General features: G+C 43.5%; 9 protein-coding genes. 7 read left to right on the top strand and 2 right to left on the bottom strand.

Features of this window, described 5'->3' with window-relative positions; all coding sequences use genetic code 11:
- Nucleotides 1-482: 482 nt before the first annotated feature.
- From ilvB to MHH49_RS03445, 5 genes are all read left to right on the top strand, one after another.
- Nucleotides 483-2225: a biosynthetic-type acetolactate synthase large subunit gene (gene ilvB / locus MHH49_RS03465; RefSeq protein ID WP_036679490.1), complete on the top strand. Its 1743-nt coding sequence runs from the start codon at nucleotides 483-485 to the stop codon at nucleotides 2223-2225.
- Nucleotides 2222-2710, top strand: coding sequence for an acetolactate synthase small subunit (ilvN, locus tag MHH49_RS03460; RefSeq protein ID WP_170914191.1), 489 nt, complete (start codon nucleotides 2222-2224; stop codon nucleotides 2708-2710). The genes ilvB and ilvN overlap by 4 nt, the downstream gene beginning before the upstream one ends.
- 177 nt (nucleotides 2711-2887) lie before the next feature.
- The gene (gene ilvC, locus MHH49_RS03455; RefSeq protein WP_036679485.1) at nucleotides 2888-3880 is read left to right on the top strand and encodes a ketol-acid reductoisomerase; all 993 of its coding nucleotides are present in this window, start codon (nucleotides 2888-2890) and stop codon (nucleotides 3878-3880) included.
- Nucleotides 3881-3982: 102 nt separating this feature from the next.
- A complete protein-coding gene (locus MHH49_RS03450; RefSeq protein ID WP_036679482.1) occupies nucleotides 3983-5524 on the top strand; it encodes a 2-isopropylmalate synthase in 1542 nt (513 codons plus the stop codon).
- Nucleotides 5525-5810: 286 nt separating this feature from the next.
- Nucleotides 5811-9743 carry a collagen binding domain-containing protein gene (locus MHH49_RS03445; RefSeq protein WP_341137889.1) on the top strand — a complete coding sequence of 1311 codons (3933 nt, stop codon included), beginning with the start codon at nucleotides 5811-5813 and terminating at the stop codon, nucleotides 9741-9743.
- A gap of 67 nt (nucleotides 9744-9810) precedes the next feature.
- On the opposite strand, the gene MHH49_RS03440 is transcribed toward MHH49_RS03445, so the two are convergent.
- Entirely contained in the window at nucleotides 9811-10956 is a 1146-nt protein-coding gene (locus MHH49_RS03440; protein WP_051491105.1) for a response regulator, read from the bottom strand.
- 84 nt (nucleotides 10957-11040) lie between these two features.
- Nucleotides 11041-14145 carry an ATP-binding protein gene (locus MHH49_RS03435; RefSeq protein WP_076100438.1) on the bottom strand — a complete coding sequence of 1035 codons (3105 nt, stop codon included), beginning with the start codon at nucleotides 14143-14145 and terminating at the stop codon, nucleotides 11041-11043.
- Nucleotides 14146-14263: 118 nt separating this feature from the next.
- Here MHH49_RS03435 and MHH49_RS03430 point away from each other — a divergent pair, with 118 nt between their 5' ends.
- Complete coding sequence (locus MHH49_RS03430; RefSeq protein ID WP_051491104.1) at nucleotides 14264-14830, top strand: RNA polymerase sigma factor; 567 nt, start codon at nucleotides 14264-14266, stop codon at nucleotides 14828-14830.
- The gene (locus MHH49_RS03425; protein ID WP_038569222.1) at nucleotides 14827-15279 is read left to right on the top strand and encodes an anti-sigma factor family protein; all 453 of its coding nucleotides are present in this window, start codon (nucleotides 14827-14829) and stop codon (nucleotides 15277-15279) included. Before MHH49_RS03430 ends, MHH49_RS03425 begins: the two co-directional genes overlap by 4 nt.
- Nucleotides 15280-15324: the final 45 nt, after the last annotated feature.

Below are 15324 nucleotides of genomic sequence, written 5' to 3'. Positions count from 1 at the left end.
CTTATCCATGTTAGGAATCATATAATGTGTCTAAACATTTTATCGAACATACATGTATCGGCAATGATGAGGACGAAGTTTTAAGGGCTCTTTTGCTCAGAGAGTGTGAGGATCTGCTGCAACCTCCACCGAAATCCCTTATATACGAGCTCACCTCGGAGCTGTTTTCCTGAAAGGTCCACTGGCTAGAGTGGTGGAATTATTAGGGGAAATCGTTTAGTCCGCGTTAGGGACTTCAGGTTACAGAGATTAGGGCCCTTGCCTACATCGATGGATTTTTGTATACCTGATAAGGCGTTGCATCGCGAGATGTAATGCAAACATGGGTGGTACCACGGAAGATCAACCTTTCGTCCCTCACGCGCTAATACTGTGCGTGGGAGGCGAAAGGTTTTTTTGTTTTATAAGGAACCATTTGCTGATGTATAAAGGACGGTCCGTCATTTGCATAATGAATGTTAAATATCGGAGGAGGAATACTGATGAGCGCGCAAATACCGGAATTACGGTCTACTGAGCAGTTAAAAGAAAAATGGATGGAGCCGGAGGTCATTTCCGGTTCCGAGATATTACTCCGCAGCCTTGTATTAGAAGGTGTAGACACTGTATTCGGATATCCGGGTGGAGCTGTATTGTACATCTATGATGCATTGTACGGTTTTACGGATTTCAATCACGTGTTAACACGTCATGAGCAAGGTGCTATTCATGCAGCTGACGGTTACGCTAGAGCAAGTGGCAAACCAGGGGTATGTATTGCTACCTCGGGTCCCGGAGCAACGAATCTTGTAACAGGTATTGCTACAGCATATATGGACTCCACTCCATTGGTTGTAATCACAGGTAACGTATTCTCCAGCCTGATCGGTACAGATGCTTTCCAGGAAGCAGACATTACCGGGATAACGATGCCAATTACTAAGCATAGCTACTTTGTAAGAGATGTTGAGGATCTCCCGCGTGTTATACATGAAGCTTTCCATGTGGCGAATACCGGTCGTAAAGGTCCAGTGTTGATCGATATTCCGAAAGACGTGTCAGCAGCGAAGACGTTGTTCACACCAGTGAAAACAGTGAATCTTAGGGGCTACAATCCTTGTACAGTTCCAAACAAACTGCAGCTTGATAAATTGGTTCGTGCGATTGCGGTTGCTGAACGTCCGATTATCATTGCAGGTGGTGGAGTTATTTACTCCGGAGCACATGAAGCTATGTTCGAATTCGTGAAACGGACAGAGATTCCAATTACTACAACCTTGCTGGGTCTCGGAGCTTTCCCTAGTGCAGAAGAACTTTGGATGGGAATGCCGGGTATGCATGGTACGTATACCGCGAATAATGCGATTCAACAGTGCGATTTGCTCATTAATATCGGTGCACGTTTTGATGATCGTGTTACTGGCAGACTGGACGGCTTCGCGCCAAAAGCCAAAATCGTGCATATCGATATAGACCCTGCAGAAATCGGGAAAAATGTATCGCCTGATATTCCGATTGTAGGCGATGTGAAAACTGTATTGGAAATGCTGAATCCTGAGGTTGGCCGCGCATCTAATGCTGATGCTTGGAGAACACAGATTGCTCAGTGGAAGCTAGATCAGCCGCTTCGGTATAAGGATTCAGAAACAGAGCTTAAACCACAATGGGTGATTGAAATGATCAATGACACCACTAAAGGTGAAGCGATTGTCACAACGGATGTTGGTCAGCATCAAATGTGGGCTGCACAATACTATAAGTTCAATCATCCGCGTTCATGGATTACTTCAGGCGGTCTTGGAACGATGGGCTTCGGATTCCCGTCAGCTATCGGTGCACAGATGGCACATCCTGAACGGTTGGTAGTATCGATTAATGGTGATGGCGGCATGCAAATGTGTTCCCAAGAGCTAGCAATATGTGCGATTAACAATATACCAGTCAAAATTGTAGTAATTAACAATCAGGTGCTTGGCATGGTTCGCCAATGGCAGAATCTTATCTATGATAAACGTTACAGCTTTACAGATCTCGCAGGCAGTCCGGACTTCGTTAAGCTGGCTGAGGCCTATGGCGTAAAAGGTCTACGGGCGACGAATAAGGAAGAAGCACGTGATGCATGGCAGAAGGCACTGGAAACACCGGGTCCAGTATTGGTAGAATTCGTTGTTCCAAAAGACGAGAATGTCTACCCGATGGTAACTCAAGGTTCAACCATCGATCATATGCTGATGGGGGATGAATAACAGTGACAAGACATACGATTTCTGTACTCGTAAATGACCAGCCGGGTGTGCTTCAACGGGTGTCGGGTTTGTTCGGTCGCCGCGGATTTAATATTGAGAGTATTACGGTTGGCCAGTCTGAAGAGGTTGGATTGTCCCGGATGGTTATCGTTACTCTTGGAGACCAGCATACGCTTGAACAAATCGAGAAGCAGCTCTACAAGTTAATTGATGTAATTAAAGTCGTTGATCTTGGATCTAAGCCAATGGTTGCTCGTGAGCTGGCTCTGATTAAAGTGAATGCTGATCCAAGTGAGCGTCCGGAAATTATGGGCGTTGTAGAAACCTTCCGGGCTTCAGTTGTTGATATTGGCAGCACTACATTGTTAGTACAGGTAGTTGGAGATACAGTGAAGATTGATGCGATGATCGAGCTTTTGAAACCTTATGGAATCAGAGAGCTGTCTCGCACGGGTATTACGGCTATGGTACGCGGTAACTCTTAAATATTTTATTTTGCGACTTTAACGGATTACTGCTTGATTGCATTAATCTGATATGATATGAATGAACTTCCCGCTAAAGAGCGGGAGCTTGAGGAGCAGCTAGATCTTCTATGAATCCAGTTCTCTTGAAGCACCCGCTCTTTATGATGGGTCTCAAATTAAAGGAGGATATTGACAATGGCAGTTACAACGTACTATGAACAGGATGCAGAACTTAGTGTATTAAAAGGAAAGACAATTGCGGTAATCGGGTACGGTAGCCAAGGACATGCCCAAGCACAAAACCTGCGTGACAGTGGTCTTCAAGTTGTCATCGGTCTTCGTGAAGGTAAATCTTTTGAAACTGCGAAAAATGACGGTTTTGAAGTATTGCCAGTTGCTGAAGCAGTATCCCGTGCAGATGTTGTGCAAATCCTAATGCCAGATGAAACACAGGCTTCGGTATATAAAAATGAAGTAGAACCAAACCTCAAAAAAGGCGCAGCTTTGATGTTCTCCCACGGCTTTAACGTACACTTTGGACAAATCGTTGCTCCTAAAGATGCAGACGTGCTGCTTGTAGCACCAAAATCTCCAGGTCACATGGTTCGTCGTACTTATGTTGAAGGCTTTGGCGTTCCTGGCTTGATTGCTATCGAACAAGATGCAACTGGAAAAGCTAAAGAAATCGGTCTTGCTTATGCAAAAGGTATCGGCTGTACACGTGCAGGGGTTATCGAAACTTCTTTCCGTGAAGAAACCGAAACTGACTTGTTCGGTGAACAAGCTGTACTTTGCGGTGGTGTATCCGCACTGATCAAAGCTGGCTTCGAAACATTGACTGAAGCAGGATATGCTCCTGAAATGGCTTACTTCGAATGTCTGCACGAATTGAAGCTGATCGTTGACATGGTATACGAAGGCGGATTGTCCAGCATGCGCGATTCCATCAGTAACACTGCTGAGTACGGTGACTATGTAACTGGACCACGCATTGTAACTGAAGATACTAAAAAAGCTATGAAAGCTGTTCTGACAGATATTCAAGAAGGTAAATTCGCTCGTGACTTTATCCTTGAAAACCAATCCGGACGTGCTTTCCTTACCGCTACTCGCCGCAACGAAGCTGCTCACCCAGTAGAAGTTGTAGGTAGCCAATTGCGTGAAATGATGCACTGGATTAAGAAATAATCATAATCATACTTATGATTAAATAGTATTACCTTCAAATGCGGCCGTGACTTTGCGAGCCGCATTTGAGAGTTTCAGCACAATTTTTGGGAGGTGCTTAGCATGCGGAAAATTTATGTGTTCGATACGACACTGCGAGATGGAGAGCAGTCACCAGGTGTGAACCTCAACACGCGTGAGAAAGTGGAGATCGCTTACCAGTTAGAGAAGCTGGGAATTGATCGCATGGAAGCGGGTTTTCCTGCAGCTTCTCCAGGTGATCTAGCTTCTGTTAATGCGGTGGCAAGAGCTGTGAAGAACGTCACGGTAATCGGCCTTTCTCGTTCTAGAGAGACAGATATTGATGCTGTAAAAGAAGCACTACAGGGAGCGCAGGACCCTTGTATTCATATTTTTCTAGCTACATCTCCTATTCACCGCCAGCATAAGCTACGGATGGATAAGGCTCAGGTGTTGGAAACTGCACAGTCTGCTATCCGATACGCTAAAAAATATTTCCCTAAGCTCGAGTTTTCATTAGAAGACGCGGGCCGTACGGAGTATGATTTCATGGCTGAAATGGTCGGCATGGCTATCCGGGAAGGCGCTAATGTTGTTAATATCCCGGATACTGTAGGTTATTTGAATCCTTCGGAGTACGGAGCTATCTTTAAATATCTAAAAGAGAATGTGCCTGATATTGAACGCGTACAGCTTAGTGCCCATTGTCATAACGATCTTGGTATGGCTACAGCAAATACGCTGGCTGCGATTCAGAATGGTGCAGATCAGATCGAAGGAACGATCAACGGTATCGGTGAACGTGCCGGGAACACAGCGATTGAAGAAGTTGCGCTAGCGCTTGAGACACGGGCTGAATTTTTTGGCGCAAAAACATCGCTTACGTTATCCGAGATCTCTCGCACAAGCCGTCTGGTCAGCAAGCTGACAGGTATGGTGGTTCCAGGGAATAAAGCGATTGTAGGAGCTAACGCATTTGCTCATGAATCGGGTATTCACCAGGACGGGATGCTGAAAGAGAAAACTACCTACGAGATCATGACACCGGAGACTATTGGACTTAAAGAGAGCAAGCTGGTACTCGGCAAACACTCTGGACGTCACGCTTTCCGCGATAAGTTGAGTGATCTAGGGTATGATGTGTCCGAAGAAGAGCTGAACACCGCTTTTTCTAGATTTAAGGATTTGGCAGATAAGAAAAAAGAAGTATCAGATGAAGACATTTTGGCTTTGATTGAAGAGAAATTAATTGATACGCCAGAAGTCTTTAAGCTGCAAACGATGTTCGTTACTTATGGTAATGAAGCTGTTCCAACCGCCAAGGTTATTATTGCGGGTCCGGAAGACCAGCCGATTGTAGCTGAGGCAGAAGGTAATGGTTCAGTAGATGCCATCTACAATGCTATTGATAAAGCCACGAATGAGGAAGTTACCCTTGGAGATTATTCGATTAAATCGGTCTCCCGTGGTAAAGATGCGCAAGGTGAGGTTCATGTAGTACTGTCGCAGGGAGAAGTAGCTGCACAAGGCCGTGGACTTAGCACCGATATTCTGGAAGCAAGTGCCCGCGCTTATATTGATGCGCTTAACAAGCTTCTGGAGAAACGCAAGACTTACACCAAACGTGATCACGCTAGTCTGTAAAATGTACAATGTTATTTTTATTTTCCATTAAGTAGTAAATAAGACAGGGATATGCGAGTTATTGCGCATATCCCTGTTTTTTTTTGCAATAAAAAGATCTCTAAGGCTGCAATAGGACGCTGTTCAGATTATGTATAGATGGACTATTTACAATAGTTGTTAGGTTGCAAATTTATATCATGAGAAAGGGTCAAGGAGGTTAATGCGGGGAGTAGAGTACGGGATTCAAAGGATAAAGCTTAGGAAAAGCACGATAAACGGAGTGACAAAGGAGGCATTTTTAATAATGTTATCAAAAAAGAAAATTAGCGCATTGCTCGTAGTATTCTTGCTTGTGACGCAATGGGCTTACAGCTTTGGCTTTGGAGTCAATTCGCAGGCATATGCGAGTGGCAACGGTACTGTAATTGGAGATGACCTCATTACTAGTGTTACGCTTGCTGTATACACCGATGATAAATACACAAATACGGTTACAGAAAGCGTATATGAACTTGATTCCTATTCGGAATTGAACTATACATGGTCACTTCCAGATGGGCATGGATATAAGGATGGGTCCACCTATACCTTTGATCTTCCAACACAGTTTGAACTTTATAACGATCTGAATGGTGATCTTATTTTTGACGATGAACCTGTAGGGACTTATACCGTCGACAAAAATACTAACCGCGTTGTATTTACATTTAATGCGTATATCGAAACCCACGATAAAGTGGGAGGGACTTTCTCCGTAAGGTCGCTTTTGAGCTCCAAGAAGATTACTGGCTCCACGAAGCAAACCCTGATTTTCCCGATACAAGGCGGTACTCAGACCATTGAGCTTAATTTTAAGCCGAAGGTTAGCTCTACTATAGAAAAAGACGGTTCGCCTAAGCCGCAGTATTATAACCCAACAAGCATCGCTTGGACGGTTGATGTGAATAAGGCACTGGAAAGCGTAAAAAATGCAGTTATCACAGACACACTCCCTGCGGGATTATCACTAAATACGGTATCTATTGCTGTTTATGAGCTTGATGTGAAGGTCGATGGGACTGTGAGTCTTGGCAATATAGTGGACAGCAGCAAGTATGATGTGACAGGATCCACTTTGGGAGAGTTAAAGCTGAAATTTGCGGATAACCCGCTTACTAAGGCCTACCGGATTGGCTTTTCTACGGATATAACTGGTACTGGTGTAGATGCGAAAACCTTTTTGAATGAGGCAGTCTTAACAGGAGATAACGGATTTTCTAAAAAGGCTAGCACTACAGTTACAGTAGGACGTGGCAAACCACTATCGAAAGAGTCCACTAAATACGATGCAGCGAATCAGGTGATTTCCTGGGCTGTTAATTTCAATTACAATGAAAAAACAATTTTAGCGGCAAATGCTATTTTGAAGGATACATTCAATAACACCCAAGATCTGATTCTCAGCTCGGTTAAAGTTTATCCTGTAACGATCGACAGTAATGGCAACGGGGTTAAAAGCGCGGAAATCGCTTCAAGCGAATATACAATAACTCCAACAACTGCAACGGGATTAAATGGTTTTGATCTGAAATTTAACAATGATATTAATTCTGCCTACCGTATTGAATATCAGACAAAGGCAAATGGCAGAGTATTTGATGATGGCAAGATTACGAACAAGATTACTTATGATGGAAAAACAGAAACGGGTTACAGTGATATCAAGCAGCAAATTCTCCATAAAAATTATAGCAACGTTAATTATGCGACTAAGACCCTCGATTGGACTATCCAAATTAACGATGACAGCAAGACTATGGAAAATTTAGTGGTGACAGATACTTTTGGCAATGCCGGATTAAAGCTTGTCCCGGGTACATTAAAGGTTCAACCAACTAAAGGTGGAACTGCTACCGTCCATAGTGTTGTTTACAATGCGCATGATCCGGTTGCAGTAAACGATGGATTTGTGATTACTTTTAATGCGCCGATAAATGAGCCTTACACAATTACTTATACAACAAGCTTTAACTATGATTGGCTGGCTCCGGGCAAAACTCAATTCACTAATACAGGTGCACTCGATTGGAAAGAAACGGTTAATGGGGTGAAGGAGTCTAAGCATAAAGAAGCGACCGCAACCTTTAATCCAAGAGATGAGGTTAAAAACAATGGGAAGAAGAGTGGTTCCTACAATGCTGTAACTAAGGAGATCACTTGGAACATTGGGGCTAATTATAATCAGAAAACGTTAAGCCAAGCTCAACTGGTTGATACCATTTCAGCTGGCCAAGTTGTAAATATGGATTCTGTGAAAGTGAATAAATGGGAGTATGGAAAGGATGGAAATCCTTCTCCTCAAGCTAGTGTGAATTCCGCTGATTATAAAGTGGAGCTGGATGGCAGTGAGCTGAAGGTGACATTTAATAAAACGATTAATTATGCGTTCTACGTCACTTTCAAAACAACGTTCGCGGATCAAGCGATTGATTCAAATGAAATTAAAAATACAGCTACGTTATATGATGGTACGAAAGTAGAGTCCGCTAAACTGCAAGCTTCTGTTAATATCCCTCAGGGCGGGGAATATGTTAACAAAGAAGGTGCGCAGGATGGCAATAAAATACATTGGACGGTTTACATCAACCGTAACCAATCTTTTGTAAAAGAAGCGGTAATTACGGATATTCCAAGCGACAATCAAATCCTGCTGTCCAATACATTCCATGTCTACAAAACGAAAGTTGCAAGCAATGGGGATGTAACATCCACCAACCAAGAATTGGTGAGTGGTACAGATTATAAGCTGGAAATCACTACGGATAATGACGGAAAAGAAAGCTTTAAGCTTAGTTTCCTCAAGGATATTTCCGAAGCTTATATTTTAAAATATGATTCCCTGATCACAGCACAAAACAATGATAAGGTAACCAATCAGGTTAGTTTTGATGGTAAAAACATCAAGGTAGTTCCAGGTGTAAGCACCGAGGAAATTATCGTTAAGCTCTCTAGCGGCTCCGGTACAGGAAGCGGCGTAAGAGGACCGTTGACGATTACCAAAGTAGAAGACGGGAATACCAGCAAGGTGTTAAGTGGGGCCGTTTTTGATCTGTATCGCGTAGTTGATGCCGATAAGATCTGGATTAAGGAAGGCACGACGGATACAAACGGGATACTTGAATTTACCAAACTGACAGGTGGGAAATATGTATTAATTGAGAAAACAGCACCTGCTGGTTATGTTCTTGATCAAACACCACATGAAGTGACTATTTCTTCGACGACAGGGATAAGCCTTCAGGTTAAAAACAAAGTTCCGGCACCAACAGCAACGCCTATACCGACCGTAACGCCAGCACCAACGGTAACACCAACGGTAACACCAACGCCAGCGCCAACAGTAACACCAACGCCGACAGCAACACCAACGTCGACGCCGACAGCAACACCAACGTCGACACCAACACCAACGTCGACGCCGACAGCAACACCAACGCCAGCGCCAACACCAACAGCAACACCAACGCCAGCGCCAACAGCAACACCAACGTCGACACCAACAGCAACACCAACGTCGACGCCAACAGCAACACCAACGTCGACGCCGACAGCAACACCAACGTCGACGCCGACAGCAACACCAACGTCGACGCCAGAGGAACCGACAGGTCCTATCTGGACACCATCACCGACTCCGGAAGTAGTCGCTACTTCTACGCCAACACCAACACCAGTTGTGGTGGCAACACCTTCACCAACACCGATGGTAACGCCAGTGTCGACAGCAACGCCAACGGTTACGCCAACAGCTACTCCAAGCCAGCCTGTGGCAACTAGTACGCCTGTTGTTCCGCAGGTAACTCCACCTGTGCAGAAAGAGATTACCAATGAAGATGTTCCTATTGAAGGTGAAATTCCACTTGGGGGAGTGCCAAGCCTGGGAGATGAGCCGGGACATGGTAAAGTAATTATTACTAAGGATGGCAAATGGGTCTACACACCTGATCCGGGCTATATTGGTAAAGATAAGTTCACCATTATTGTTACAGATGAGAATGGAAATGAAGAAGAAATCCTCATAGAGATTGATGTGGAGGAAGTACCAAAGGGTACAGTCACTAAGCCAGGAAATAACAGCAATAAACCGACTCAGCTTCCGAAAACGGGAGAAGACAGCGCATTTCCGATCTACTTGGTAGGTGGAAGTCTGGTACTACTAGGGTTTGTATTAACAAGACGATTCAAACGTAATAACTAGGAAGGTAATAATAAAGACACCCGGTTTTATCCGGGTGTCTTTATTATGTCTTGATAGGGTATTTAGCTCATCGCACTCTATGGTTAAACTGTTCCCATTGCTCGTACCAGTGCTCAACGCTGGCTGGAAGGCCAAGGTTAAGTTCCTTTTGGAACAAATCCTTGAGCAGCTTGTACTGCTCTTCCACAGCGGAACGTTCTCCAATACTGTCGTAGACCTTCATTAATCCTAAATGCCCTTGTTCAAAATAAGGCTGCAGCTGCACTACTCGTTGATAGACAGTAACGGCCTCGGCAATTCTGTTGCTTTCTATATAAAATTGGGCAATGCCCATTGCATGGTGCAGCCAAATGGTACGAAGGCGTTGCCGCTCACTTTCGGCCCATAAATAATCATAATCGTCAAAGTAATCTCCAGAATAAAGCTCGAATAAAACTTGATGCTCCGCACAATTAACTTCACTAATGGTTTCCAGAGCCAGAATCCCCTGTTCCCACTTATCTACATCGATCAACATTGATCCGGTTTCAAGGGTATAGCCTTCCCCCCCGCTAAGGTTGCTGATATGCAGGTCGACTTCATTCTGCTTTAAGCATTGCCGGACTTGATAAATTGTTGTATAGAGATGGGTAGAAGCCTTTTTCAGATTAAAGTCAGGCCACAGCAGTTCAATCAGCATGTCTTTACTTACAAAGCGGTTGCGATTATGGAGCAAAAAAGCAAATAACTCTTGGGCCTTAGAGGTTCTCCAACGCAGATTATTCAGAGATTGTCCACCTCGTTCAAAACGAAGCGATTGAAGACAACGAATGGTTACCTCTTCTGTTGCAATGATGAGTTTTGGGGCAAGTGACAATCTTTCTTCTAACCGTTGGACGGCCTTCAGTAGTCGGTCATTTCGCACAGGCTTCAAAATATAATCGAGCGCATTGATCTCAAAGGCTTCCACAGCATAATGGTTATACGCGGTAACAAAGATAATATTTGCGTTTGGACAGGTCTCTTGGAGCATCTCCGCAGCTTGAAGACCATTAATTTCAGGCATTTCAATATCAATAAAAATAACGTCAGGATGATAAGACGGAGCCTCTTGAATGGCCTGCGAGGGGTCCGTATAGGAAGCGGCTATATGTATGGATGGTATTTTTTTTAACATAAACTCTAATTTCACAAGGGCAAGCCGTTCATCGTCAACTAATATTGCCTGAATCATTATTAATCACCACTCAGATATAGTATTTTAGCCAAAAATACGTCGAATCCTTACTTGATATTTGGGTTCACAATAGTTTGTCTGTTAATCAGAAAGTTTTCGAATCGGATTTTTTTTGTCAGAAGGAATAATAAAACTCACAGAAGTTCCTTTCCCTTCGGAGCTTTTAATCTGCAGCCCTTTTCCGTAGACCCGCAACAGCCGTTTATGTGTATTTAAAAATCCGATTCCTCGTACATCATTAGACGGATTGCTGAGCAACTGCTGGAGTTGTTCGTTTTTCATGCCTTGGCCATTGTCTGATATCGTGATTTCAATATCGCCAGCTTGTTCCTTGATGGTTATGGACACCGTTCCTCCTTGGGAGCGACTCAAAATACCGTGCCGGACAGCATTTTCAACCAGTGGCTGTATAGTCAGAGGCGGCAGCTGAAAATGCAAGCTTTCCTCATAATCCCAATGAATGGTCATCCTATCTTCAAAGCGCTCCTTCTCTATGTAGAGGTAGGCACGAACAAGCTCAAGCTCTCGTTCAATCGGTATCATAGGCTCAGCATTCAGGAAATTGAAGCTTAAACGCAAATAAGAGCTGAAGGCATCCACAAGGTGACTCATTCTATTAATATCAAAAGAGGCCAGCGCGGATATTGAATTTAATGTGTTGAACAAGAAATGTGGTTGTATTTGCGCTTGAAGATAGGCAGCTTCCACACGAAGCCGTTCGTTTACGGACTGTTTTAGATCTGTTAAGGAGCGTACACGGGCCTTCAGCTCTATTGCATTCATAGGCTTCATTACATAGTCATTTGCACCTGAAATGAATCCGGTATAAATATCTTCTGGTTGGTTTCGTGCCGTCAGAAGCAAAATGGGAAGCTCAGCAATGGTGTAACGTTCACGAATTCTATGCGCCAGTTCATACCCGGACATTTGTGGCATCATTACATCTGTAATAATTAAATCCCACTGAGCGGTATCCAGCAATAGTAAAGCATCGTTTCCGCTGGTCACCGTAACGATTTCATAGTCCTTGATGGAAAGTACGTTGGTAAGTATTTTTAGATTAACCGGATCATCATCTACAGCCAGAAGCTTGGGTCTCCTGCCATGGGCTGATGAAACGATACCCGGCGCGGTTAATTTGGAAAAAGTGATCATAGATGGCGTGTCCGAGAATTCAGTCATAGAGGGCAGTTCTGAATTCAATACCCGGCTGGTTGAATCGTATAACGGCATTGTGAATGTGAAGGTAGTACCTTCTCCAAGTGTAGAGACTACACTTATTTTCCCGCCGTGAAGTTCAACTAACTGCTTGCTGGTGCTTAATCCAAGCCCGATGCCACCGCTAACTTCGTTCATGCTGGAGTCGCCCTGTTCATAGGGCTGGAAAGCTCTGAGCAACGTCTCCTCGTTCATGCCAAGACCAGTATCCGTAATATGAATCTGCGCCGATTTTTTATGAATATCTGCATGGATTCTTATCGTGCCTACAGTCGTATATTTAACAGCATTTTGAAGCAGATTGAACAAGATCTGAATGAGTCTTTTTTCATCAGCCACAATAGAAGGGAATGAATCTGGTATTTCTGAGATTAAGGTTAAAGATTTCCCTTCTGTTAAGAATTTGAACATATCAAGCACACCCACTGCGAAGGATTGAATCTTAAGTTCTCTGAGCTGCAATTGTATATTGCTTTCACGGAGCTGGGATTGATCCAGCAGATCGTCTACCAGAAGGGACATACGTCTTCCAACGGTAATGAGCAGTTTTAAATTCTCAGCATTTTGATGCGTTACAGTGTCACGCTCGCTGTCCAGAACAGTTTCGGCAATGTTAATGATACTGTACAGCGGATTTTTTAATTCATGTGAGGTGTTAGCCAAAAAAACATCCTTTTGCGTAACACTTCTCTGCAGGCTGTGCGCCAGTTTTTCTGTCTCCTTAGTATTCCAGTGATATCGCTTAAATCCAAAAGTCGCAAAGCACAAAAAGGCGATAATTAGATCAAAAGGATAATAGGTAACGTTGACCCAGTTATAATTCTTGAACATTCCCCAAAGTGTGCTGTTAACGATGGCAAACATAGATAACAACAGGAAAATAGAGCCTTCGTAATTTTTAACAATAGATCTCAGAAAAAGAATTACGACACCTAATGCTAAAACTAATAAATTTATGCCGAAAATCAGTGTGTGAAATTCATAATAGTGAACAACGGGTCCAAATAATATGAACAGGATGTCTACTATGGACAGGATGGTTAGGATACGAATACTTTTTATTTTTAAATCCGCGAACAAAAGATGTTTGCTTGTCTGCAGGATAAAAATAAATACAGCAATATAAGAGATAAAAAATAGTTTGAAATTCCATTGATAGTTCAAGGGAAATACGTGCAATAAAAGCCTGTCATCATCTATGAGTACGGTAGTTATAGCGGATATTACCAGCAGAAAAAAATAGATCAACATCTTTTGCCGCAGCCCAATTATATATAAAATAACAGCATATACAGCGTGCAGCAGTAGAACAACACATAATAGCAACTGTAGGCTAATAGATAGCAGTCTTTCCTGTGTTAAAGCTTTTTCGCTGCCAAATACAATCGTTTTAGAAATTCCCCCCGTTTGGGAGAAGGAATAGTTGGCTACATGGATCACAATTTCAATCTCACTTTTATCGGTTGTAAAGGATACTGAATAAGGCAGTATGTATGGGATATAGTGCTCTTTATTCTCAGCAGGAGTGCCAGAGCTGCCCAGCCGTTCACCATTGATATACACTTCTGAAGAAGAGCGAGCTCCGGAAATGAGAAGACTATAAGATTGCTTCTTATTATTATCTGTAAGCACACGTAGTCGATAGGAGCCGTAGCCATAAGCAGATTTATCACTATCGCTATCGCTAAGTGCATCTTTCCAGTTCCCCGGGACTTGTATATATTTTGTAGGAGCAGAGGTTAGAGATTGTTCGTTGAATGAAGGAAGCAGCATACCCGGGTAGAACTCCCACTGCCCATCTAAAATAAGAAGTTTGTCCGGATTCAAATTTTGATCCCGTAAATCCAACACCCCATTGATCAATGGTGGTTGTGTGGTGTGTGGAGAAATCATTACCCATAGGATACGAAATCCAGTGAGTATAATAAGAAACAATGCGATAATTAAGAAGAGTTTTCTTTTAGTCATAGTAGTTAAACATTATTCGACAACAAACTATATATTCCTCTCTTCGGCCTATTTCAAAAAATTCAAAAAAATTTATGCATAGGTTGCAGGGGGGAAGGATTGTCTGGCGTCTAACGTTATGAAGGTGAAGGAGGGGAGAAAGCTGGAAGAGGCAGAATGGATTGCTGCTGTGCTGAACGGTCAACATCAAGCCTTTGGGCATTTGGTGACACGTTACCAAGGCATGGTATACAGAGTATGCGTCAAAATCACAGGGGAAGCCGAATCGGCCAAAGATATGGCCCAGGAGGTTTTTATAAAAGCATATAAAGCGCTCCCCTCTTTCAGAGGACAGTCCTCCTTCTCGACATGGCTGTATCGGATTGCCTACCGCACCTGTCTGGACTGGAAACGGGCCAACGATAGGGAGTGGAAGTACCGAAGTGCAGCTGATTACACAGAAAATGATTGGGTAACGTCTCAAACTCCGGAGCATGAGGTACTTGAGCAGGAAACATCAGCTGAATTAGGAGAGAATGTGAACAGTCTGGCGGAACCGTACCGGTCGGTCGTCCAGCTGTACTATTTTCAGCGGAATTCCTACCAAGAGATTGCAGAGCAAAAGGGAGTTTCCGTGAAAACAATCGAATCGCAGCTTTATCGAGCCAGACAGATGATGCGTAAACAAAGGGAGGAATGGCGATGAATTGTGCAATAGTGAAGGAATGGATGCCACATTATATAGACGGCCTACTGTCTCCAGAGATGGAGCTGAGTATCCGATTGCACATAGAGTCATGTCCTGATTGCGCAGAGTGGCTGGAGGAAGCCAAAGCAATGTCGGAGCTGTGGTCGGAAATGGATGCTGACAGAGAACAGCTGCAGGCGCAGATGGACTTCCCGGATCTCGCAGCAGATGTTATGACACATATTGAGCAGCTCGAAACAGGGCGCAGATCACGAGCGACTAAGGCGACAAATGTAAGACGTCGTTCTGCCCCAAAAACCTCATGGATTCATTATGGAGTGGCTGCTTGCCTCAGTTTGTTATTGTTGCAGTTTGGGGTATTTGAGAATTTGGCCTATGGCATTACCGAAATAAACGGCCATATGTCGAATTCAGTAACCCAGTGGTTTGGTGGCTTTGGGAGATAGAAATAAAATAATTGATCATTAATAGATGTTTAAATTGGCTAAAGT

It is taken from the genome of Paenibacillus sp. FSL F4-0122, from assembly GCF_038002845.1.
GTDB lineage: Bacteria > Bacillota > Bacilli > Paenibacillales > Paenibacillaceae > Paenibacillus_AQ > Paenibacillus_AQ odorifer.
This window is presented reverse-complemented; position numbering and strand designations above follow the sequence as displayed.

Bases quoted from the DNA above. Each gene is read 5' to 3' on its own strand.
- ilvB (WP_036679490.1), top strand. From the start codon at position 483: ATGAGCGCGCAAATACCGGAATTACGGTCTACTGAGCAGTTAAAAGAA.
- ilvC (WP_036679485.1), top strand. From the start codon at position 2,888: ATGGCAGTTACAACGTACTATGAACAGGATGCAGAACTTAGTGTATTA.
- MHH49_RS03450 (WP_036679482.1), top strand. From the start codon at position 3,983: ATGCGGAAAATTTATGTGTTCGATACGACACTGCGAGATGGAGAGCAG.
- MHH49_RS03445 (WP_341137889.1), top strand. From the start codon at position 5,811: ATGTTATCAAAAAAGAAAATTAGCGCATTGCTCGTAGTATTCTTGCTT.
- MHH49_RS03440 (WP_051491105.1), bottom strand. From the start codon at position 10,956: ATGATTCAGGCAATATTAGTTGACGATGAACGGCTTGCCCTTGTGAAA.
- MHH49_RS03435 (WP_076100438.1), bottom strand. From the start codon at position 14,145: ATGACTAAAAGAAAACTCTTCTTAATTATCGCATTGTTTCTTATTATA.
- MHH49_RS03430 (WP_051491104.1), top strand. From the start codon at position 14,264: ATGAAGGTGAAGGAGGGGAGAAAGCTGGAAGAGGCAGAATGGATTGCT.
- MHH49_RS03425 (WP_038569222.1), top strand. From the start codon at position 14,827: ATGAATTGTGCAATAGTGAAGGAATGGATGCCACATTATATAGACGGC.